This is a genomic window from Arthrobacter sp. Soil_C_60, from assembly GCF_057656375.1.
Genome location: NZ_JBDGKM010000004.1, coordinates 467388 through 487921 on the forward strand (window position 1 = coordinate 467388; position 20534 = coordinate 487921).

The 20534-nt window shown below is 61.6% G+C and carries 21 protein-coding genes, 1 tRNA gene, 1 other RNA gene and 1 pseudogene; 11 read left to right on the forward strand and 13 right to left on the reverse strand.

What is annotated here, in order from left to right; translation table 11 throughout:
• Positions 1-18: 18 nt before the first annotated feature.
• From AC3A4M_RS11850 to mptB, 8 genes are all read right to left on the reverse strand, one after another.
• Positions 19-480 (reverse strand): FAD synthase family protein, encoded by a 462-nt coding sequence (locus AC3A4M_RS11850; protein ID WP_498735917.1) that lies wholly within the window; start codon positions 478-480, stop codon positions 19-21.
• A gap of 94 nt (positions 481-574) precedes the next feature.
• Positions 575-1498 (reverse strand): glycosyltransferase family 2 protein, encoded by a 924-nt coding sequence (locus tag AC3A4M_RS11855; protein ID WP_498735977.1) that lies wholly within the window; start codon positions 1496-1498, stop codon positions 575-577.
• A gap of 5 nt (positions 1499-1503) precedes the next feature.
• Positions 1504-2328 (reverse strand): CDP-alcohol phosphatidyltransferase family protein, encoded by an 825-nt coding sequence (locus tag AC3A4M_RS11860; RefSeq protein WP_498735918.1) that lies wholly within the window; start codon positions 2326-2328, stop codon positions 1504-1506.
• On the reverse strand, positions 2325-3341 hold the full coding sequence (locus AC3A4M_RS11865; protein WP_498735919.1) for a glycosyltransferase family 2 protein: 1017 nt from the start codon (positions 3339-3341) through the stop codon (positions 2325-2327). Before AC3A4M_RS11865 ends, AC3A4M_RS11860 begins: the two co-directional genes overlap by 4 nt.
• A gap of 56 nt (positions 3342-3397) precedes the next feature.
• Positions 3398-4189, reverse strand: a complete 792-nt coding sequence (locus AC3A4M_RS11870) for an ABC transporter ATP-binding protein (RefSeq protein WP_498735920.1) — start codon at positions 4187-4189, stop codon at positions 3398-3400.
• Positions 4173-5021, reverse strand: a complete 849-nt coding sequence (locus AC3A4M_RS11875; RefSeq protein WP_498735921.1) for an ABC transporter permease — start codon at positions 5019-5021, stop codon at positions 4173-4175. Before AC3A4M_RS11875 ends, AC3A4M_RS11870 begins: the two co-directional genes overlap by 17 nt.
• 87 nt (positions 5022-5108) lie before the next feature.
• Positions 5109-5543: a DUF3224 domain-containing protein gene (locus tag AC3A4M_RS11880; protein ID WP_498735922.1), complete on the reverse strand. Its 435-nt coding sequence runs from the start codon at positions 5541-5543 to the stop codon at positions 5109-5111.
• Positions 5544-5637: 94 nt separating this feature from the next.
• A complete protein-coding gene (mptB, locus tag AC3A4M_RS11885; RefSeq protein WP_498735923.1) occupies positions 5638-7167 on the reverse strand; it encodes a polyprenol phosphomannose-dependent alpha 1,6 mannosyltransferase MptB in 1530 nt (509 codons plus the stop codon).
• A gap of 230 nt (positions 7168-7397) precedes the next feature.
• On the opposite strand from mptB, the gene orn reads away from it, so the two are divergent.
• The 4 genes and pseudogenes from orn to def all read left to right on the forward strand — a co-directional run bounded on the left by orn (position 7398) and on the right by def (position 9343).
• The gene (gene orn / locus AC3A4M_RS11890) at positions 7398-8012 is read left to right on the forward strand and encodes an oligoribonuclease (protein ID WP_498735924.1); all 615 of its coding nucleotides are present in this window, start codon (positions 7398-7400) and stop codon (positions 8010-8012) included.
• A gap of 174 nt (positions 8013-8186) precedes the next feature.
• A tRNA-His gene (locus AC3A4M_RS11895) sits at positions 8187-8259 on the forward strand.
• A 277-nt stretch (positions 8260-8536) separates the two neighbouring features.
• A pseudogene (locus tag AC3A4M_RS11900) lies at positions 8537-8719 on the forward strand (acyl-CoA dehydrogenase family protein); the annotation flags it as partial.
• 51 nt (positions 8720-8770) lie between these two features.
• Positions 8771-9343: a peptide deformylase gene (def, locus tag AC3A4M_RS11905; protein ID WP_498735978.1), complete on the forward strand. Its 573-nt coding sequence runs from the start codon at positions 8771-8773 to the stop codon at positions 9341-9343.
• 7 nt (positions 9344-9350) lie between these two features.
• On the opposite strand, the gene AC3A4M_RS11910 is transcribed toward def, so the two are convergent.
• Together AC3A4M_RS11910 and AC3A4M_RS11915 are read right to left on the reverse strand one after the other, a co-directional pair.
• Positions 9351-9560 carry a hypothetical protein gene (locus tag AC3A4M_RS11910; RefSeq protein WP_074702090.1) on the reverse strand — a complete coding sequence of 70 codons (210 nt, stop codon included), beginning with the start codon at positions 9558-9560 and terminating at the stop codon, positions 9351-9353.
• A gap of 124 nt (positions 9561-9684) precedes the next feature.
• On the reverse strand, positions 9685-11160 hold the full coding sequence (locus AC3A4M_RS11915; RefSeq protein ID WP_498735925.1) for a glyceraldehyde-3-phosphate dehydrogenase: 1476 nt from the start codon (positions 11158-11160) through the stop codon (positions 9685-9687).
• Between the two features lie 351 nt (positions 11161-11511).
• Here AC3A4M_RS11915 and AC3A4M_RS11920 point away from each other — a divergent pair, with 351 nt between their 5' ends.
• The gene (locus AC3A4M_RS11920; RefSeq protein WP_498735926.1) at positions 11512-12240 is read left to right on the forward strand and encodes a glycerophosphodiester phosphodiesterase; all 729 of its coding nucleotides are present in this window, start codon (positions 11512-11514) and stop codon (positions 12238-12240) included.
• Positions 12241-12278: 38 nt separating this feature from the next.
• On the opposite strand, the gene rnpB is transcribed toward AC3A4M_RS11920, so the two are convergent.
• Positions 12279-12666: RNase P RNA component class A (gene rnpB / locus AC3A4M_RS11925), an RNA gene on the reverse strand.
• 70 nt (positions 12667-12736) lie between these two features.
• Here rnpB and AC3A4M_RS11930 point away from each other — a divergent pair.
• The gene (locus AC3A4M_RS11930) at positions 12737-13510 is read left to right on the forward strand and encodes a YaaA family protein (protein WP_498735927.1); all 774 of its coding nucleotides are present in this window, start codon (positions 12737-12739) and stop codon (positions 13508-13510) included.
• A gap of 4 nt (positions 13511-13514) precedes the next feature.
• Entirely contained in the window at positions 13515-15290 is a 1776-nt protein-coding gene (locus tag AC3A4M_RS11935; protein WP_498735928.1) for an accessory Sec system protein Asp2, read from the forward strand.
• Positions 15291-15309: 19 nt separating this feature from the next.
• Here the strand turns inward: AC3A4M_RS11935 and AC3A4M_RS11940 are convergent, their stop codons facing one another.
• Positions 15310-16050 (reverse strand): zinc ribbon domain-containing protein, encoded by a 741-nt coding sequence (locus tag AC3A4M_RS11940; RefSeq protein ID WP_498735929.1) that lies wholly within the window; start codon positions 16048-16050, stop codon positions 15310-15312.
• 83 nt (positions 16051-16133) lie between these two features.
• Complete coding sequence (locus AC3A4M_RS11945; protein WP_498735930.1) at positions 16134-17048, reverse strand: Nif3-like dinuclear metal center hexameric protein; 915 nt, start codon at positions 17046-17048, stop codon at positions 16134-16136.
• A 100-nt stretch (positions 17049-17148) separates the two neighbouring features.
• Between AC3A4M_RS11945 and msrA the strand changes: the two genes are divergently transcribed.
• The 4 genes from msrA (at position 17149) to AC3A4M_RS11965 (ending at position 20499) form a co-directional block, all read left to right on the forward strand.
• Complete coding sequence (msrA, locus tag AC3A4M_RS11950; protein WP_498735931.1) at positions 17149-17673, forward strand: peptide-methionine (S)-S-oxide reductase MsrA; 525 nt, start codon at positions 17149-17151, stop codon at positions 17671-17673.
• A 119-nt stretch (positions 17674-17792) separates the two neighbouring features.
• Positions 17793-18728 carry a cysteine synthase A gene (gene cysK / locus AC3A4M_RS11955; RefSeq protein WP_498735932.1) on the forward strand — a complete coding sequence of 312 codons (936 nt, stop codon included), beginning with the start codon at positions 17793-17795 and terminating at the stop codon, positions 18726-18728.
• A 43-nt stretch (positions 18729-18771) separates the two neighbouring features.
• Complete coding sequence (gene epsC / locus AC3A4M_RS11960; protein ID WP_074702081.1) at positions 18772-19359, forward strand: serine O-acetyltransferase EpsC; 588 nt, start codon at positions 18772-18774, stop codon at positions 19357-19359.
• A 153-nt stretch (positions 19360-19512) separates the two neighbouring features.
• Positions 19513-20499 carry a diaminopimelate dehydrogenase gene (locus AC3A4M_RS11965; protein WP_498735933.1) on the forward strand — a complete coding sequence of 329 codons (987 nt, stop codon included), beginning with the start codon at positions 19513-19515 and terminating at the stop codon, positions 20497-20499.
• Positions 20500-20534 lie beyond the last annotated feature (35 nt).

A 20534-nucleotide genomic window follows, 5' to 3' on the forward strand; every position in this document is an offset into this window, starting at 1 on the left:
GGGCCACAAGGGCTACAGCTAGCTCAGCTCTTTAACAATTTGGCTGATGCTGTCGAGCGTTCGCTTTAGTTCTTCAACATGCCGCTCGTCAAATGCACTCAATACCCGCTTCATTTCTGTCGTCGATATGCCGGACGTACGAGGTAGATAGACAACTTCCACCTTGTCTTGCAGATCGTCGAATTTACCCTTCCAATCTTCGCCGATACCAAAAACATCAACACTGTACTTTTCTATGTCTTCGCGTTTCTGGCTCCATCTGTCTTCCGGTATAGCCTCGCTGACATAGCGTATGGAACGCACGATCTCAATCCGCTGTTCAAAAGGAACAACGGGCTTCTTGCCCTTCACTGCATTGAACTCGTCAGTAGAAACACCCACGATCAGGCGATCACCAAGCTCACTGAGGCGTTGCAGGATCTTTAAGTGGCCTATGTGAAACAGGTCGAACGTTCCATACGTTATGACCGTCTTGCCCATGTCTAAACCTCAAACCTTGACTTCATCTGTAATTTGTCTGAATGCCATCTTATCCAACAATGGATAGCGCTCCCTCCAGAGGAGTGTCGCTGCATCAGATCACGGGCCAACGGCCGGCAGCACCCATCCGGAAAAGCGTTACCCATCTGAGTTTGCGGCGTTGCTCATTTGGCCCCCAAGGATCTTGCTGCCAGCCGGAGCGCCATCCTGCAAGCCAAGGTTTCAGCTCCGACGGTTGATGTGCAGAGCGGACGAACTGCACCGCGGTCCAGGAGGCGACGTAAATCCAGCTGAAGGGCCAGTGCAGGTTCCTGCGTGCCAGCCAGACTCGGTTCCGGGCATTAAGCCGGAAGAACTCCTCATGCCGGCGGGGATCAATCACCGGATGACCGGCGCGGAGGTCGCCGGCGTACCAAGTCCGGAAACCGGTGTCCCAGACGCGCCACGCGAACTCTATGCCTTCATGGGCGTACCAGAATGTTGCGGGCCAACCGTTGGTCCGGTCAAAAACATCCCGGCGCATCACGATGGCCATCTCGACAACGGAGAATACGTTGCTGGACTTAGTATCTTCGCCCTTGTTCAGACGCGGAATCCACCGCTGCGGTCCGTCGGGATTGGCAGGGTCTTCAATACGCGGCTGGATCATGCCAATGTCTGGCTGGCTCCGAAAGAGCTGGGCCGCGTTCCACAGAAAATGCTCGTCCGGCAGCCAGGCATCGTCGTCAAGGAAGAAAAGATACTCGCCGGATACGTGCGGCACCCCCGCATTGCGCCCGGCAGGAATGCCCAAGTTCTCTTCCAGATGAAGTGATTTGAATCCCGCGGGCAATCCCTCAGGTTGCCAGCCGTTGCCCACAACCACAACGTCGAGCGAAACGCCCTGCTGTACCTGCAGCGAGGCGAACCCACGCTGCAGGTCATCCGGGCGGGTTCCCTGCGTCAGGATTACGACGCCGAAGGTCGGCGATGCTGTCGACTCATCTCCCGCCGTCGTACTCTCTTTGGTGCCTTCCATGGCGCTCACTTCCGCAGCCTCGGCGAGGCCATGATGGCGACGAAATGGCCAAGGTTCACAAAAATCACTCCGGGTACGAGGATGTAGAGCAGCCAGCGCTCCCCCAGCACCGGCTGCGCGGCGACGAGGGACACGATCGAGGTCGCCAGGATGAGCAGGCTCATCTCCACCGAGTGCAGCACCCGGTGGAACGGCAGGAACCTTGCCAGCCGCCGCAGTCTCCCCACAAAACTTGCAGCCGGTACGGCCTTTGCAGCGGCGGTATCGGGCAGTTTGTCCATTCCGGCCAGGGCACGGGAGGCGTGGACCATCTCGTTCTGGGCTTTGTTCAGCACGATCCCCAGTGCCAGCACGGCGCCAAGGAAAAGGTGCATGTATGCGATGCCCGGATCCGTTTGCAGCAGGCCGAGGTCGCCGAGGCACCGCAGACCCAGGGCCAACGGGATCAGGCCCTCCGTAGTGTAGTGGCCGATCTTGTCCAGGAAAATTCCCTTGGGGCTCTGGGTTCCGCGCCAGCGGGCGACTTCGCCGTCGCTGCAGTCGAAATAGAGTTGGAGCTGGGAAAAGAACACCGCAAGCAAGGGTCCCCAGATGCCGTGGATCAGGAGGGAAGCGGAGATGGCCCAGCCGGAGAGAATCATCAGGCCGGTGACGCCGTTTGCCGAGATCGGCGTCCGCACCAGCGCACTGGTCAGGTAGATCGAAATGTGGCGCAGGTACAGTTCCGCGGTCCAGTGCTCGGCGTTCTTGCGGCTGCGTACCTCCGGTGGCTGGGCGACCGCGCGCAACTGCTCAAGGGTGGGCCGGGCGGGACGCTCGGTGCGGGTCATGACTTCCTCCTGCTGGTGTCCACGGTTCCGCGGGCGCCCATGATCCGGCCGCGGATGAAGCCCAGCCCCCAGCTGACGTGAATGCTGGGCAGCACGATGAGCAGCCTGAGGCGCTCGGCTATGGTCAACCGTGCCTTGATGGTGAGCGCAGCATAAATGATGCCCAGCGCGTACAGGACCGGGACAAATCCGGCCAGCAGCACCAGCACGGCGAGCCAGATCGGCCACGTGCCAGGGATTTTCGCCAGCAGGAGTACCTCGGCCACGAGGCCCAGGGCAAGCCCCAGCACCAGCAGCGGCGGCAGGAAATGCCGTATTGACTTGCCTTCCTTGTGGCGGCGGGCGAGTTCTGCACGCCAGATGCCGGCCGCGTAGAACTGCCGGACCAGCTTGTTCCAGCTCGAACGCGGCCAATAAGTGACTGTCAGTTCCGGATCGAACCAGACGGCGTATCCGGCCTGGCGTAGGCGCAGGCACATGTCCCAGTCCTGTCCGCGCCAAAGGGATTCTTCGAAAAGCCCGACGGCGTCCAAGGCTTCACGGCGGAAAATCCCCAGGTAAGCGGATTCAGCCGGCCCTTCCGGAGCTCCGCTGTGATATGCCGCGCCGCCAAGGCCAAGCGGGGAATGGTAGGCCGTTGCTACGGCCCGTTGAAAGGCCGTCTTCCCCTGCGCGTCCATCAGGCCGCCAACGTCGGCGGCACCGGTACGCAGGAGGGTGGCAACTCCCCTGGCCGTGTAGTGCGGCTCCAGTTCGGTATGCGCGTCCACCCGGATGATAACTGGGTACTGCGAGCCCTCGATCGCGAGGTTCAGCCCGGCCGGAGTCCGACCAGTCAGACTCGTGACCGTGCGCAGCCGCGGTTCCTCGCCCTGCAACTGCTGGACAACGTCATTGGTCGCATCCGTAGACGGTCCCATGGCCAGGACGATCTCCTTGGGGCCCGCATAATCCTGGCCCAGGATGCTGCGGATGGCTCCCTCAATATGCTCAGCCTCATTGAGAACGGGCATGACATAAGAGACACCGGGAAGGGCGCCGATCGGTGGAAGTTCAGGTGTCAAAGGCTCTACTTCTTGGTGTCCTGATACGCATCGATGACTTCCTTTGGATCGCCGTCCATCTGCAGGACGCCCTTGTTGATCCAGATGACGCGGCTGCAGGTGTCAAGGATGGATTTCATGGAGTGGGATACCAGGAACACGGTACCGGCGTTCTCGCGGATTTCACGAATTCGGGCCTCGCTGCGCTTGCGGAAGCGCTGATCGCCCACTGCAAGTGCCTCGTCCACGATCAGGATCTCGTGCTGCTTGGAGGCGGCGATCGCAAACTTCAGCCGGGCCTGCATGCCCGAGGAATAGGTGCGCATCGGCAGGTCGATGAACTCTTCCAGTTCAGCGAACTGCACGATGTCATCCCGCAGGCCGTTGATCTCCTGTTTAGAAAAGCCGAGGGCAAGACCGCCGAGTTGGATGTTCTTTTCGCCGGAGAGGTCCGGGATCAGCGCTGCGCCAACGCCCAGGAGGTTCGGCCGGGACGAGGCGTAGACAGCTCCGTTGCTGGGCGGCGTGAGGCCGACCAAGGTCCGCATCAAGGTGGACTTGCCGGATCCGTTGGAACCGATCACACCGATAGATTCGTTCTCATACGCGGTGAACGAGACCCCCTTGAGGGCATGTACCTCACGTATCCCCCCACCGCTCCGCTTGAGCAGTGAGCGACCTGTGCCCTTGACTGGCTTGCCGCCCGCGTGGACCCGGTACTTGACGTGCAGATCATCAACGACCACTACGGGCTTCTGACCATTAGCAGAGGCATTCGGGTTGGCCAATTCCACTCCTGTTTTAGTCGACTCGGCCATAACGCTCCTCAGCAGCCCAGAAGAACAATACGCCCGCAACGAATACCAGCACGGACCAAACCGAAAAGTACAGCCAGTACATCGGATCGTAATCAAGCCCGGGCATCAGCGCACCACGGGCAATGGACAGGACCTCATGGACTGGATGGTAGTCGAACAGCGCGATTGCCCAAGGATGGTCGGCCAGTATCGTGTCGATCGAGAAGAGCACACCCGATGTGTAAAAGAGGATCCGTGTGACAAGAGGCAGCAGCTGAGTCAAATCCCGGATGTGCACGGTAAGACGTGCGCCAATCAGCGCAACACCTAGATTGAACATGGTGAAAATCGCTACCAGCGGGATCATCAGCAGCCATTCCACGGTGATGGGCGCGCCTAACACCAGAATATAGACCACCATGACGCCTAACATCGGAACCAAAGTCATTAACTGCTGGATCACTGTGGAGACGGGCAGCGTAATGCGGGGGAACGCCAGCGACTGGACAAGGGCACCGTTGCCGGTGATGGACTTGGCACCGTTGTTCATCGAGGTGGAAAAAAACTCGAACAGGAAAACACCGATGACGATGTACATCGGAAAATTTTCCGGTCTGCTGGCACCCTGCAGGATCCCAAAAATGACTCCATACAAGATCGCGTTCAGGGTCGGTTTGATGAAAATCCAGAGCATACCCAACCGGTTGCGCTGGTTCGATGCCTCGATCTTGTACTTGGCCATAGCGATGGCGAAGTCGCGGCGCCCCCAGGCATCAGCCAGGTATCTGGGCAGTGACGGCCGGGCACCGACTCGGTGGAGTCGGTTCCGGTCCGCATATTCGGCAAGGCTCATGCCAGGTATTTCCCTTACGCGCGGAATTGTTTGGTGCGGCACCTGGCCCGGACTCGGGCCGAGGCGCACCTACTGAGTTTAGAGGATTTAGCTGGGCAGTCCGTTTACCGGCTCTGTGCGAAAGTACACACGCAATTCCAGACTGTGCTGGCCGCTGGCGTCCTGGGAATACGTGGCCTTGCCAACGATTCCTTCCAGGTCGCCGGTGCCGGAACCGGGAATGATGTGTCCGGCGCTGGCAGCTGCTTCGCCTTCGGCTAGGCCCCAGTGATGGATGATCATGCTTCCCTCCTTGCCGTCCACCGTACCGGTGAATACCTCGGAAGCAACGTAGCCGGCACCACGGGTGTTTCCGGCCATCAGCAGCTCTGCCCGGCTGGTGCCGGTGATCAGTCCGTCAAAGAGTTTGGTGACGCGGACCCGGCTCAGGTCGGAGTTCGAACCTTCAATTTCGTAGGGTTCCGGATCCCATTCGGTGACGTCAAAATCTGCTGCAATTACTTCTTCGGCCTCACTGGTCATTGCACCAGTATCTCCGGTATTGCCGGCGGTTGCATCTTGATGCGTTCGCGCGCGGCCCTAAATCCCATCATCAGAAGGTCCACCGAAGGTCAAATCAGAACAGCCGGTTATCGGCGGGGTCTTCGTATTTCTTCCGGAAAAGCGTACGCGTTTTGGGGTCGAAAAAGACGAGATAGACGGCGAACGCGACGGCGACAAAAGCCGCCAGCAGCCGGGCAGCGCCGAGATCGAACTCGATGTACGGGAAGATATCCAACTGGTCGGCTATGGCGTAGACCATCAGGAAGGACGTGACGGAGTACACGGTTTTTACCTGCCAGTCATTCCGGATTCCGGTCGCGGCAAAGAGCGGGAGCAACCAGACGACATACCAGGCCTGGATCATCGGGGCGAGAAACACCACGGCGGCCAGAGCCAGAGCCAGCCTGCGGACAATCCGGTCATGTTTGCCACGGAACATCAGACAAAGCACGGCGCCGATCGACGCCACCGTGCCAGCCTTATGTACCAGCCAGGTGATCAATTCGCCGTCGAGCGAGAACGCTCCTCCTATCCCGCCGAGCACAGCGCCCAGCAGCCCGATCGGTGCGTACCAGATCCAGACGCTGCCAGGAGTACTTAAAGCTCCTACCCAGCCGAAGCCGAAGCCGTTCATCAGACCGAGGATGCCCAACAGACCAAATGATAGTCCGGCGGTAAGCGCCCAGAATCCGAATTTCCTGGGCCAGCTCGCCCCGCGCCCGGCCCAGAGCAGTCCTATGAAGGGCAGGAAGATGATGGTGATCGGTTTGATGCCGATGGAGAGCGTGACCAGCAGAACGCCCAGCAGCGGCTTCTTCGTCGCCGCCAGATACAGCCCGCCCAAGGCCAGGCCCAGCATCAGCGCGTCATTGTGGATGCTGGCGATGAACGTCGTCAGGAACAGCGGATTCGCGCAGGCGAGCCACAATGCACGGTTGGGGTTGATGCCGTGCAGTTCGGCCAGTTTCGGACCGTAGTAGATGCACATCGCGGCCCCCGCCAGTGCGATTATGCGGAAGAAAATGATGGAATACTCCGGGTGGCCGCCTGTCAGCCAGACGACGAATTCTTCCATCCACAAGAAGATGGGTCCGTACGGCGTCGGGCTTCTGGCCCAGAGATCATCGGCGCCGGTCTGCAAATAGTTCGAAAGCTGGTCATACCCGTCTACGTACGGATTGAGGTTATTGACCATGACTTTGCCCTGGGCAATGTAGGCGTAGACATCCCGGCTGAAGAGCGGGATGCTCAGGGCAAGCGGGGCGCCCCAGGCAGCTATCGCCGTATAAGTGGCTTTGCGCGCTTCGGCCCCCCAGACGGTGAACTGCTGTCCCAACCGCAGCCAGGAGCGGATCATCAGCATGCCGCCCAGGGCGAGGAGGACAACCGAGACGACGACGCCTTCCGGTTCAATTCGCAGCCAGATCAGCAGCGGCCAGCGCCGCAGGTCCGATACCGATGCCAGCCAGCCCACTCCCAGCGAGCCGAAAAACATCATGAACGAACCAACGGTCCCCTCGATGATGCTCTTCGCCGCACGCTCCGGGCCCTCTTCGCCCCCGGCAGGCGTGGAGGGATCAGTTGCGGGCATGTTGGCGGTCATCTAAATGCAGTCCAATCAATCTGGGTGTGTACGTCGTTCGCAGCCTGTGGCTTGGCCACGTGGAGAATGCACGCCTCAGAACGGTCAGGCGAATGAGGGCAGCCCGGCTGGCTCGCCGCGGCGCTTGTTGTGGATTTTAGCACCGCGGACCGGACGTTTCGTTGGAGGATCCGCAGCAGCAGCTATGTTCTTCCGGGCACGTGCCGCTGCCGACGCGGTACATTTGAGCGGTGCCTATCTCTAATGAACATATTGTCTGGATCGATTGCGAAATGACCGGACTGGACCTCGAGGCAGATGCGCTCATCGAGGTGGCAGTGCTGGTCACCGACTCGGAGCTGAACGTGCTCGGGGACGGTGTAGACGTGGTCATCAAGCCTTCCGACGAGTCCCTTACCCAGATGAATGACTTTGTCCGGGAAATGCACACCACCTCCAAGCTGCTCGATGAACTGCCGCACGGCATGGCCATGGCTGAGGCGGAAGAGATAGTCATGGAGTACATCACCGCTTGGGTTCCCGAGCCCCGCAAGGCACAGCTCGCAGGGAACTCGGTGGGCACGGACCGCAACTTCCTGGCCAGAGACATGCCGAAGGTCATTGACTTCCTCCACTACCGGATCATCGACGTCTCCACGATCAAGGAACTGTCACGGCGGTGGTTCACACGCGCATACTTCCAGTCCCCGGCCAAGAGCGGCGGGCACCGGGCCCTCGGAGACATCAAGGACTCAATCAATGAGCTCCGCTACTACCGCCAGGCAGTCTTCGTCCCCTTCCCCGGCCCTGACTCGGCCACCGCCAAGAAGATTGCTGCCGAGGTCACCCAATCGGCAGTGATCTAACCCCACCCTGGCCGTGTTGGCTGCACCACACTTTGGTCGATTCGGGCCAAAATGGCGGGAGACGGTCAAAAGCACCCCCAAAAGCATGTAGACTTATCTGCGTTGCCTTTTGTGGTTGAAGACCGGCAGGAACCGCTAGAGTGGGATCTGCCGGGAGGAACAAAGAGGCATATGGTGGGTATAGCTCAGCTGGCAGAGCGCCTGGTTGTGGTCCAGGAGGTCGCGGGTTCAATCCCCGTTACTCACCCCGAATGAGGCTGGTGGCTTACACCGGTAGCTTCGCAAGAAAGCCGCCTTGGAGATGATCCAGGCGGCTTTCTTCATGTTCAGCCGGTCAAGCCCGGCAGGCAACGGACACGATGCTGCGCCGCACAACAGCTTGAGGAGAAGACTGGTATGGAGCGCGGTCTCTGCGGAAAAGATTATGAGATGCTTCGCGACGTAGCCGTTGAGTTCAATTCCCGCGAAGTCTCGCCGCACCACCAGAAGTGGGCACCTGCACATGATGGCCCGCAAGCTCTGGAATGCCGCCGGCGAGCAGGGCCTTCCTGCCCGGCCGTGCCGGAGAAGTGCCTATCCCCGACTGTTGCCTGCAGGCGCACGGCGGTCACCGCGACAACTTGGAAGACTCTGTCGCCCAGGCTTACCTGGCCGCACGCTTCCTCTCAATCTTCGGCGGCACCAGTGAGGCCATGCGCGACGCCGTCGGCCAGCATATCGCCAAACTAGCATTTCAAGCATTCGCACTGAGGAGAATCATGCCCGTCCGTCCAGTCACCATCACCGGTGAACCTGTCCTGCACCGTCGCGCCGCCGCCGTCACTGAGTTCGACGACGACCTCCGCGTTCTCGTCGAGGATATGTACGAGACGATGGATGCGGCTCACGGGGTGGGACTGGCGGCACCGCAGATCGGTGTCGGCCTGCGCCTGTTCACCTACGAGTTCGCCAACGAGGACGGTGTACCGCCGCGCGGCGTGGTGATCAATCCTTCGCTGACTCTCTCGAAGATATCCGGCGCCGACCCGGATCCCGAGGAGGAAGTCGAAGGCTGCCTGTCGGTGCCTGGACTGAGCTACCCGCTCAAGCGTGCGGAATGGGCCAGGGTCCAGGGCTTCGATGTCGACGGACAGCCAGTGGACTTCGAAGCCACGGGCTGGTTCGCCCGCGTCATGCAGCATGAATACGACCATCTTGACGGCAAGCTGTACATCGATCGGCTCAATGATCGCTGGGGCCGGCGCGCACGCAAGCACATCAAGAACGAGGGCTGGGCCAAAGAAGGACTGACTTGGATGCCGGGTGTGGACCCGGATCCGTTCGGCCACTAATTCCGCGCTAGGAGTCCGTCAATCCTGACCGATGCTCCTTCTCGCACCGCAGATAGTCTTCCTCGGCGATGTCCTTCAACCGGGTCAGCTCGTCAACGCGCTTCTGTTGGACATCTCCGCGTGCAAACGCCGACTGCGCTTCCTTGAGCAAGCGCTGGGCCTCCTTGTAGTTGGCCTGCGCCTGTTCCCATCTCGACAACTCTGTCTTTTCAGTCATGGGCCCATTCTAGGAACGGCTCCCTAGCAAAAGCCATAGCCGTTCTCCGCTTGCCGCAAATGCCGAGAGGCCAGCGGGCGCACAAAGCGCCGCCGGCCTCTCGATGTAACAAGGTTCCGTCAGGTCAGCTGATCGCCTCGACCACGGGTTCCTTGGCAACAACCGGGAACAGCATCGGGTGCACCCCGGCCATTTCCTCCAGGACCCGGATGACCTGGCAGCTGTAGCCGAATTCGTTGTCGTACCAGACATAGAGGACGGCGTTCTTGCCGTTGGCGATGGTTGCGAGGCCATCGACGATGCCGGCGCGGCGCGAGCCCACGAAGTCGCTCGAAACAACCTCGGGAGAGTCGATGTAGTCGATCTGCTTGTGCAGTTCGGAATCCAGCGACATTCCGCGCAGGTAGGTGTTCAGTTCTTCCTTGGTGGCGTTCTTTTCCAGGTTCAGGTTCAGGATGGCCATCGAGACGTTCGGGGTAGGAACGCGGATAGCGTTGCCCGTCAGCTTGCCTTCCAGCTCGGGCAGGGCCTTGGCGACTGCCTTGGCGGCACCGGTCTCGGTGATCACCATGTTCAGCGAAGCAGCACGGCCGCGGCGCTCACCCTTGTGGAAGTTGTCGATCAGGTTCTGGTCGTTCGTGAACGAGTGCACCGTCTCCACATGGCCGTGGACCACGCCGTACTTGTCGTTGATGGCCTTCAGCACAGGGGTAATGGCGTTGGTGGTGCAGGACGCGGCTGTGACGATCTTGTCGTCGGAGGTGATGTCCTTGTGGTTCACACCGTGCACAATGTTCTTCAGGCCGCCCTTGCCCGGGGCCGTCAGCACAACGCGGGAAACACCCTTGCTCTTCAGGTGCTGCGACAGGCCCTCTTCATCGCGCCAGCGGCCGGTATTGTCCACAACAATGGCGTCGTTGATGCCGTACGCGGTGTAGTCAACCGTGGACGGATCGTTGGAGTAGATCACGTTGATCAGCGTGCCGTTGGCGAGGATGGTGTTCTGCTCCTCGTCCACCGAGATTGTCCCCTCGAACGGGCCGTGGACGGAGTCGCGGCGCAGCAGGCTCGCACGCTTGATGAGGTCATTCTCGGATCCCTTGCGGACCACGATGGCCCGCAGCCGCAGGCCGTGGCCGCCGCCCGAGTGGCCGATCATGATCCGGGCCAGGAGACGGCCGATGCGGCCGAAACCGTAAAGAACGACGTCGGTGCTGACGCGGGCGTCCGCTCCACGCTTACCGACGATCTCGGCCAGCTCTTCCCGCAGGAAGTCCTTCAGTTCGCTGCCCGCGGCTTCGGTCTTGAACTTGGCCAGCAGGCGGGCCAGATCGACAGAGCCGGCACCGAGGTCAAGCTCGGTCAGGGCCTGAAGCACCGGGAAAGTTTCTTCCAGCGGCAATTCAACGTCATCGATCTGCCGGGCAAACCGATGGGCCTTGAGGATGCCGACAACGGACTGGTTGATCAGGCTTCGTCCGTGGATGGATGTGACCACGTTGTTCTCGCGGTACAGGCGCCCGATCAGCGGAATCATCGTTTCGGCAAGCGCCTCGCGATTGATCCACGTATCCAGGGCCGCTTCTGACTTCTGGTTCACAGAATTACCTTCCTACATCAGCCGGACTCTCCCTCGAGACCGGTTGGAACTCGCCGCGCAATCCACGGCGACGCCTGCAACGAAGATCCGTCTACTTCGTGCAGAGCACACGTCCGCCGTCGCCGGCAGCTGTGTTGAGGACTATGCCCATATCTATCTATTCTAGAGACTCCGGAGGGGCGCTGGTTCCAGATACGTGTGAAGTCACTCACAGCCTTCGTTCCAACTCGGCGGTAGCTCACTCGCACGCTTCTCTGACTGCAACGTTTCTTGCATAGAATACGGCTCATTCGACGATGGGGAGACAGATTGATACGGGGAAGCATCACAGGGATAGCGTCTGCGGCAGCCATGCTCCTGGCTCTGACAGGCTGCGGGATCACAGGCGAAGCCGAACCGACATTTATAGCCCATCGAGGAGGAGCCCTTGTCTACCCTGAATCCTCCCTAGAAGCATTTGAAGCTGTCGCCAACTCTGAATTCCCACTGGAAATGGATTTGAGGCAACTCGCTGATGGAACATTAGTGCCGCAGCATGACCCGACAGTAGACCGCACGTTAATCGGGCTATCTGGCCCGATTGAAAAAATAACACCGGGCCAGTGGGCGGGAGCACGTATCGAGCACCCGTCAGGGGGAAAATCCGGAACGCCGACGACTTGGAACGAAGTGTTGGTTAAGTTCGGAGGTAAGCACCTGCTTGTTCCCGAGCTCAAGGCAGGCGCCGATACGGATCGGTTCGTTGAATCGGTATTAAGTAAAGATTTGCAAGACTCCGTCATCGCCCAATCCTTCGACTACCAGGTTTGCCAGCAGATGGCGGATGCAGGATTAAGGGTGTTGTATTTGCTCTCCGAAAACGCGATACCTGACTCAAATGAAATTATCCAACATGGCATAAGTCATGTTGGTCCCCCTGCTGGAATTCCTGCCGAGCAACTCAGCGGGCTGACGGAGAGTGATCTGATCGTCTGGCCCTATACCGTGAACAAGGTTGAGACAGCTAAAGAATTACTCGACGCAGGCGTAGACGGCATGTTCACAGACGATCCGTGGCATTTAGCCGGCAGCATCGATTAGGGGAAGAACTCTTGCCATCGGAGTTACGTTCGACGAGTGGGATGGGTTGGCCTTTAAGCCGGGTTCTGTCGCCGGCGGCAGTTGCCCGCCGCCGGGTGGCAATCATCCATCTAGGGGCACCGTTGCCGATGCCCTCAAGCGGCCTACCCGGGCACTCGGGCGAGCAGCCCTCGAACGTACCCTGTATGGCCTTGCTCCGAGTGGGGTTTACCTAGCTCTCCCGGTCACCCGGGACACTGGTGGTCTCTTACACCACCTTTTCACCCTTACCAGATCCCGCCCATGGGCGGTCCTGGCGGTTTGTTTTCTGTGGCACTGGCCTGCGGGTTACCCCGAGTGGGCGTTACCCACCACTCTGCTCTGCGGAGCCCGGACTTTCCTCGGCAGCAGGTTTGCACCCGCCAACGCGATCGCCCAGCCAACCCATCCAGTTCCAAGGATACAGGCCGCGGCACCACGCGCGGGCGACCTCCGTCGGAATCTGTAAGCTCGTAGGGTGCTGATTCTGCTTCCTCCCTCCGAAGGTAAAACCGCCGCCGCCAACGGCCATCCGTTCGAGCTCTCGGAACTGCATTTTCCGGAGCTGAATCCAGCCCGCGTAGAAGTCCTGGACGCCCTGGCCCACGTCAGTTCGCAACCGGATGCGCTGGTCAGTCTCGGCGTCGGTGCCTCGCTGGCCGCCGAAGTGGAACGCAACACGCGGCTGCACAACGAGCCGTCGGCCGCCGCTCATGCCGTCTATTCAGGCGTCCTTTACGACGCTCTGGGCTACCGCACCATGACCCCGGCGCAGAAGCGCAAGGCCGACGCCGCCGTCGTCATTGTCTCTGCCTTGTGGGGAGCCATCGCCTTCCCCGACTTCATTCCCGCGTACCGGCTCTCCATGTCGGTGGGCCTGCCCGAAACAGGGAAGCTCGCCAGCTACTGGAAGAAGCAGTTGCCCGCGGCGCTGGACGCTCATGCGGACGGGCATCTGCTGGTGGACTGCCGCTCCAGCAGCTATGCCGCGGCGTGGTCGCCGGCCGCGGACAGGACGGTAGTGGTCAACGTTTTCCAGGAGCGCAACGGCAAGCGGACCGTCGTCTCCCACTTTGCCAAGCACACCCGGGGCGAGCTCGCCCGCCATTTGCTCACCCGCCGGGGCAAGGCGCCGGAAACCCCGGCCAACCTGCTCAAGGCCGCGCAGGAGAAATGGCAGGCGGAGCTGGTGGCAGGAGCCGCGCGCAAGCCGCACGCGCTGAACATCATCCTGCCGGAATCGGCGGGGTAGCAGGTTGACCGTTCAAGAACTGGAATTCAGGCACGGCAAAAGTACCGTTCTGTACAAGCGGCGCAAGGCGAAGCTGGACCGCAGGCATTTGATCGTGATGTTTGCGGGAATTCGTCCCATTGACTCGTACGAGTTCGATGGCCGTGCTTCCCGCAACAGCCAGTCGCACTGGCTATGGATCAAAGACAAATTCCACGGCCAGTTCGCCTACTACCTCTGCCACGGCATGGACTTCTCCATCGAAGATGCCGTCGTCAAACTCATCGAGGCGGAGCTGGATCGGCTGGGACTGACGAAGGACCAGTGCACGCTGGCGGGCTTTTCCAAAGGTGGCTTCGCGGCTCTCTATCTGGGCATCAAGTACGGTTTCAAGAATATTGTCGCCAGTGCTCCGCAGCTATTTATCGGCTCCCATGCCCGACGGCATCGGCCCGTCATTTTTGATCATATGACTGTGGAGGGTTCTACCCGGGAGCAGCAGGTTCTCGACGGACTCCTCCCGGAGGCGATCGCGGCGGATGCCGGCAAGGATAGAAACATCTATCTCTTCAGTTCGCCCGAAGACCAGTTCCATGCCGAACAGATTGTTCCGGGCCTTCCACTGTTCTCCGAGTACGCGAATTTCAACTACGTCGAAACCCATTCCGATCTGGTGAACGAGCATTCGGACGTCACTCGGTACAACCTGCCGCTGATCCTGTCCACGTTGTACGCTTTGGCCGAGAACGTTCCGCCGCGTTTCGGCGTGGTCCGCAACGGCCAGCGGTTGGCTCCTGACCTGGCTGCCAGGACACTCGCTGATCAACAGGCCGCAGGAGAAGTGGTGGCCAATCTCGTGTCCTGCCGGACTCGGCCCGGCCGTCTGTTTCCGGCCGGCGTCGCCTTCCCCAAAGGGCACGGCGTCGGCGACCCTGCCGCAGCGCCCGTTCAACTCGTGCTTACTGGTGCTGCCGGTTCTTTTGCCTACCCAATGGAACGAATGGGCAACCGCAGTCTCTACTTCAAATACTTTGAGGATGCGTTCGCCGACTACGGGTACGGGCAGTTCCGCACCCCCGCGGATGCCGGAATCGACGTCAGCGGGCTGCCGGAAGGGTTCTACCACCTCGAGCTGGAAATGGACTCCGAAGACGGTCCGGTCAGGGTCCCTTTGACTGCCGCCGAGCAGCTGGAGGCCGAAGTGAACTGCGGCCAGCATCTGGTCCGCTTGCGCTCGGATAACGCCGGCAGCCGGGTGGACAAGAGAGCGATTACGAGCCCGACGGCGACCCAATCTGACGTCGCCCTGAACCGGACGTGGGTGCGTGGAAACCTTTTACACGTCGAAGGTCCGTTTGCCGTGCGGGGTGTGGAAATGCCTGATTGGAGTTCTGGGCTCTACTACCTGCTGCTTTCGGACAGCGCCAGGACCTATTCCTTCAGCCTCGGTACCGGACGCGTCAAAGTGCCCACCGATCCCTTTGGCGACGGATTGAGCGACTACACCCATGCCTATTTCGCCACTGAGGACTTCGCGGGCATAGACACCTCGCAGCTCTCCGCCGGAGACTACCGATTAGCCGTTTCCCTTAGCGCTGCCGGAGTCATTGCCACCAGCCACGTGCTAGCCACGCTCCGCATCCGGGCCACGTCAGAGGGCGGCCGGACCGTTACCGTGGAGCGCCCCCACTCTTCGGCACGCGCGCACGTTCCGGCGGTCGCGGCGGGACGAAGGATCGTCCGGTCCTTGCGGCGCAGAGCCCGACGACGGATGGTAGCCAAGGGCGGAAGATTCAGTTAGGTTTTGCCCTCCAGCCGGTTTAGCTGGCCCACTCTGTGGAGCGGACCAGGATGCAGCCGGAATCGGGGCAGAAGACAATGTCGTCCTCGGCGGCCTTCTTGATGTCGGCCAGGTCGCCCGGGCTGAGCTGCATGCCGGAGCCTTCCGACTTGCCGTGGAAGAGCCTGGCTGCGCCCACGCCCCGCTGGGCGCGGGTCTTCTCATAGAGCGCCAGCAAGGCCGGCTCGAAGGTGCCGGCCAACTCGGCGCGCTCCGCGGCTACGGCTGCACGCTCGGAGGCGATGGCGGCCAGGTCCGCGTCCCGGGTCTTCTCCAAAGCCGCCAGTTCCTCCCGCAGGGAATCATGGGACTTCTGATGGTCAGCCTGCCGTTCACGGGCGGCTTCAAGCCGCTCCATCACCTCGAGTTCGACGTCTTCAAGATCCGAACGCCGCTTGTTCAGCGACACGAGTTCGCTCTGCAGGGCGGAAAGATCCTTGGGTGATCCGGATCCGCTGTCCAGCCGCTTCTGGTCCCGGTCGATCCGTGTCTGGACCATTTCCACGTCCGTCTCGGCCCGTTGGAGTTCGCGCTGGGTGTCACCAACCTCGGTGTTGATCGTGACAAGTTCCGAATCGGCAGTGGCCAGCTTCTCCAACAAGGCATCGATGTCCGCGTTCTTGGCCACGGTGGCGCTGCGGCGGTCCAACTGGGTTACCTTGCTGTCCAGTGCCTGGAGGTCGAGCAGCCGCAACTGCTCCGATGCTGGTGCTTTCGCCATGAAAATCCTCCGGATCCTGCCCGGCCCCTGCGGCCCGGCGTGCCTTCTAGCCTATCCTTTGCGTCCGCTGCCCCGGCGCGGGATCAGGACCCGGGCGTCAGAATGAAATCCCACGGATCGGTGTTGATGCCGCTGACGCTGACCTCAACGTTGTACCCCTGGTCCGTAAGCACGTTGTCCAGCGCATCGGCCGCCGGTGTGAGCCACAGCCACTCGCTGCCGAAATGCGAGACGTCGATCAGGTAGGGCCGCCCGTCGACCGCACCCTCACGAGCTTCCGACGCCGGATGGTGGCGCAGGTCAGCGGTGACGTATACATCGGCCCGTGCCGCCCGGACTGCGTCGAAGAGCGAGTCCCCGGCGCCGCCGCACACCGCCACGGTGCGGACAATCCCGTCCTTGTCCCCTGCCACCTTCACTCCCCCGGCTACCGCCGGCAGCATGCTGAACACCGTGGCGGCGAATTCGCCCAGCGTCGTCCCGTCGGCCAGTTCCCCGACTCGCCCGATGCCTTCCTCGGGCAGGCCGTTTTCGGCGGCGGCCAGCGGCCGGACATCGCGCAGGCCCATGGCGTCGGCCAGGACATCGGAAACCCCGCCCACGGCGCTGTCACCGTTGGTATGCACGGTCACCAGCGCGCAGCCGCCCTCGATCAGGCGGTGGATGGCGTCACCTTTGAAGTGCGAGGTCGCCACCGAGTTCACCGGCTTGAGCAGCAGCGGGTGGTGGGTGACCAGCAGGTCCGCGTCCCAGGCCAGTGCTTCGGCGATAACGTCCGCCGTGGGATCCACCGCGAAGAGGATGCGTTTTACCTCCGCAGAAGGCCTGCCCACCACGGGGCCAACAGCATCCCACGGCTCGGACAGGGATTCGGGCCACAGCTCTTCGATGGCCAGCAGCACGTCGCCAAGAATAGGGGTCCCACCCGCGTCCGGCGCAGGCTCGCTGGACGTGTCTTCGGCGTCCTGCTTGGTCTCGGGCTGCTCGTCGTCGTTCATACGTCCTTTTCTACCCCATCGGCCGGTTCGAGTGCGCGTTTTTGTCGTGACGTGGAACACATTGGGAATCTTGGCAGCCCGTCTGACATTGTTAACGAACATGAAGACTTTTGTTTTGGGCGGCGGCTGCTTCTGGTGTCTGGACGCGGTGTACCAGAAGACCCGCGGAGTGACCGAAGTGGTTTCCGGCTACACCGGCGGCCACACGCAGAATCCCTTCTATGAAGCGGTGTGCTCCGGCACCACGGGGCACGCGGAAGTCGTGGCGGTGACCTTCGACGAGACGGTGGTGCCCGAGGACGTCATTCTGGACATGTTCTTTGTCTCCCACGATCCGACCACCCTGAACCGCCAGGGGTACGACGTCGGCACTCAGTACCGCTCGGTCATGTACTACACGGACCAGGAGCAGAAGCGGGCGTTCCAAACCGCGATCGAGCGGGCTCAGCCGCTGTGGGACAACCCGATTGTCACCGAGGTGTCCGAGCTGCCGACATTCCACACAGCCGAGGAATACCACCAGGATTTTTACGCCAAGCACCCCGAACAGGGGTATTGCCGCGTCATAATTGACCCGAAATTGGCCAAAGCCAGAAAATATTACGCCCAGTGGCTGGCGGCTTAGCCCGGCGCTGTGAGCGCTGGCTAGGCTAAACGTATCTTTGCTCCGGGCGTGTCAGCACTGCCCGCTGCGTGTGTACATCCATATCGGCCATGGGCCGGAAAAGGCAGGAATCAGCAATAATGGCACGTATTTACGACGACGTAACCCAGCTTGTTGGACGCACTCCCCTGGTTCGGCTTAACCGTCTGGCCGATGGACTGCCGGCGAAGGTAGCCGTGAAGCTGGAGTTCTACAACCCGGCCAACAGCGTCAAGGACCGGATCGGCGTCGCCATCGTGGATGCCGCCGAGCAGGCCGGCGCACTCAAGCCCGGCGGAACCATCGTAGAGGGCACCTCCGGCAACACCGGCATCGCGCTGGCCATGGTGGGCGCTGCACGCGGCTACAAGGTCATTCTCACCATGCCGGAGACCATGTCTACCGAGCGCCGTGTCATGCTGCGCGCCTTCGGCGCCGAGATCGTGCTGACCCCGGGTTCCGAAGGAATGCGGGGCGCGGTGGAGAAGGCCAAGGAAATCGTGGCCACCACGGAAAACTCCATCTGGGCGCAGCAGTTCGCCAACCAGGCCAACGTCGCGATCCACCGCTCCACCACCGGCGAAGAGGTCTGGGCAGACACCGACGGCGAAGTGGACATCTTCGTTGCGGGCATCGGCACGGGCGGCACCATCACCGGCGCCGGCCGCCTGCTGAAGGAACGCAAGCCCTCAGTTCAGGTCATTGCCGTCGAGCCCGAGGACTCCGCCATCCTTACCGGCGGCAATCCCGGGCCGCACAAGATCCAGGGCCTGGGCGCGAACTTCGTCCCCGAAATCCTGGACACGGATGTCTACGACGAGGTGCTCGACGCCCCCACTGAAGCTTCGGTAGCCGTGGCACGCCAGCTCGGCATCAAGGAAGGCATCCTCGGCGGCATCTCCGCCGGCGCCGCCGTCTGGGCCGCCCTCGAAGTAGCCAAGCGCCCGGAGAACGCGGGTAAGCTGATTGTGGCCGTGGTCCCGGACTTCGGCGAGCGTTACATCTCCACCATCCTGTACGACGACATTCGCGGTTAAGTTGTCCGGCCGCCCAGCGGTTACTGCCGATCAGAAAGCTTCCATGGGTTTCATAGCGCGACTGCGTGAAGATCTCGAGACCGCCCGGTCACACGACCCGGCGGCCCGTGGGTCCGTAGAGAACTTTTTAGCCTATTCGGGCCTGCACGCCATCTGGATCCACCGGGCGACGCATAAGATGTGGGCCAATCCGTCGTTGCGCTTCCCTGCGCGGCTGCTCTCGCAGCTGGGGCGGTTTGTGACCGGCATCGAGATCCATCCCGGTGCCACCATTGGCCGCCGGTTCTTCATCGACCACGGCATGGGCGTGGTGATCGGCGAGACGGCGGAGATCGGCGAAGACGTCATGATCTACCACGGCGTCACGCTCGGCGGCCGTTCGCTGGCCAAGGTCAAGCGACACCCCACCATCGGGGACCGCGTGGTCATCGGGGCCGGAGCCAAGGTGCTGGGACCAGTTGTTATCGGCGCGGACAGCGCCGTGGGAGCCAACGCCGTCGTTGTTAAGGACGCACCCCCGGAATCCATCATCACCGGCATTCCCGCAACATTCCGGCACCGGGATCCGCAGCGGGAAACGACGCCCGCCGTGGACCCGGCCGAATACATCGATCCCGCCATGTGGATCTGATCTGCTGACTTCCGAAGGCCCCGGACTGCTCCTGCGGCAGCCCGGGGCCTTCGGCGTTTCCGGCCCGCATCCGCAGGGGCCGGTTGAGCTTGGCACGAAAGTGCCGCCCGCCGCAGCTCTGCTCGGTGGGCGAACCTGACGAGAGGACTGACCATGGGTGAAACCATCCGCATCGGCATTGCCGGTTACGGAAACCTGGGCCGCGGCGTGGAGGCTGCGGTGGAGAAGAACGCCGACATGCAGCTGACCGGGATCTTCACGCGCCGCCAACCGGCGGACCTGGTACCGCTGTATGCCGGGACCGCCGTGTACGCCATGACCGACTTGGCGGCCTACGAGGACGACATCGACGTGCTGATCCTGTGCGGTGGCTCCAAGGAAGACCTCCCTGCGCAGGGACCGGTGCTGGCTGCACAGTTCAACACCGTGGACAGCTTTGACACCCATGCGCGTATTCCGGAGTATTACGACGCCGTGGACGGCCCGGCACGCGCCAACGGGAAGACTGCGTTGATTTCCGCCGGCTGGGATCCGGGCATGTTCTCCATCAACAGGGTTTACGGTGAGGCTCTCCTGCCCGACGGCGACACGTACACGTTTTGGGGCCGTGGCCTGAGCCAGGGGCATTCCGATGCCGTCCGCAGGGTGCCCGGGGTAGCCGGCGGCGTGCAGTACACCATTCCCTCGCAGACGGCCATCGACAAGGTCCGCAATGGCGGCCGTCCGCAGCTGGAGACCCGGGAGAAGCATGTACGCGAGTGCTTCGTGGTGCTGGCGGACGGCGCGGATCCCGCGGCAGTCAAGGAGGCCATCGTGACGATGCCGCATTACTTTGACCAGTACGATACCGAGGTGCATTTCATCACGGCCGAGGAACTCGCCCGGGACCACCGCGCAATGCCGCACGGCGGTTTCTCGATCCGCAGCGGCAACACCAGCGGCGAGCATGCGCAGGTCATAGAATACGGCCTCACGCTCGAGAGCAACCCGGAGTTCACCGCCAGCGTCCTGGTGGCCTACGCCCGCGCGGTGCACCGGCTGAACCAGCAGGGCCAGTTCGGCGCCGTGACCGTCCTGGACGTGCCGCCGGGACTGCTCTCGCCCAAGTCCGCAGCGGACCTACGCGCCGAACTGCTGTAATCCTGCCGAGGCTAGTGGTCCTGCCGGTGCGGCCC

Bases quoted from the DNA above. Each gene is read 5' to 3' on its own strand.
- AC3A4M_RS11850 (WP_498735917.1), bottom strand. From the start codon at position 480: ATGGGCAAGACGGTCATAACGTATGGAACGTTCGACCTGTTTCACATA.
- AC3A4M_RS11855 (WP_498735977.1), bottom strand. From the start codon at position 1,498: ATGGAAGGCACCAAAGAGAGTACGACGGCGGGAGATGAGTCGACAGCA.
- AC3A4M_RS11860 (WP_498735918.1), bottom strand. From the start codon at position 2,328: ATGACCCGCACCGAGCGTCCCGCCCGGCCCACCCTTGAGCAGTTGCGC.
- AC3A4M_RS11865 (WP_498735919.1), bottom strand. From the start codon at position 3,341: ATGCCCGTTCTCAATGAGGCTGAGCATATTGAGGGAGCCATCCGCAGC.
- AC3A4M_RS11870 (WP_498735920.1), bottom strand. From the start codon at position 4,189: ATGGCCGAGTCGACTAAAACAGGAGTGGAATTGGCCAACCCGAATGCC.
- AC3A4M_RS11875 (WP_498735921.1), bottom strand. From the start codon at position 5,021: ATGAGCCTTGCCGAATATGCGGACCGGAACCGACTCCACCGAGTCGGT.
- AC3A4M_RS11880 (WP_498735922.1), bottom strand. From the start codon at position 5,543: ATGACCAGTGAGGCCGAAGAAGTAATTGCAGCAGATTTTGACGTCACC.
- mptB (WP_498735923.1), bottom strand. From the start codon at position 7,167: ATGACCGCCAACATGCCCGCAACTGATCCCTCCACGCCTGCCGGGGGC.
- def (WP_498735978.1), top strand. From the start codon at position 8,771: ATGCCCGTCCGTCCAGTCACCATCACCGGTGAACCTGTCCTGCACCGT.
- AC3A4M_RS11910 (WP_074702090.1), bottom strand. From the start codon at position 9,560: ATGACTGAAAAGACAGAGTTGTCGAGATGGGAACAGGCGCAGGCCAAC.
- AC3A4M_RS11920 (WP_498735926.1), top strand. From the start codon at position 11,512: ATGCTCCTGGCTCTGACAGGCTGCGGGATCACAGGCGAAGCCGAACCG.
- AC3A4M_RS11940 (WP_498735929.1), bottom strand. From the start codon at position 16,050: ATGGCGAAAGCACCAGCATCGGAGCAGTTGCGGCTGCTCGACCTCCAG.
- AC3A4M_RS11945 (WP_498735930.1), bottom strand. From the start codon at position 17,048: ATGAACGACGACGAGCAGCCCGAGACCAAGCAGGACGCCGAAGACACG.
- msrA (WP_498735931.1), top strand. From the start codon at position 17,149: ATGAAGACTTTTGTTTTGGGCGGCGGCTGCTTCTGGTGTCTGGACGCG.
- cysK (WP_498735932.1), top strand. From the start codon at position 17,793: ATGGCACGTATTTACGACGACGTAACCCAGCTTGTTGGACGCACTCCC.
- epsC (WP_074702081.1), top strand. From the start codon at position 18,772: ATGGGTTTCATAGCGCGACTGCGTGAAGATCTCGAGACCGCCCGGTCA.
- AC3A4M_RS11965 (WP_498735933.1), top strand. From the start codon at position 19,513: ATGGGTGAAACCATCCGCATCGGCATTGCCGGTTACGGAAACCTGGGC.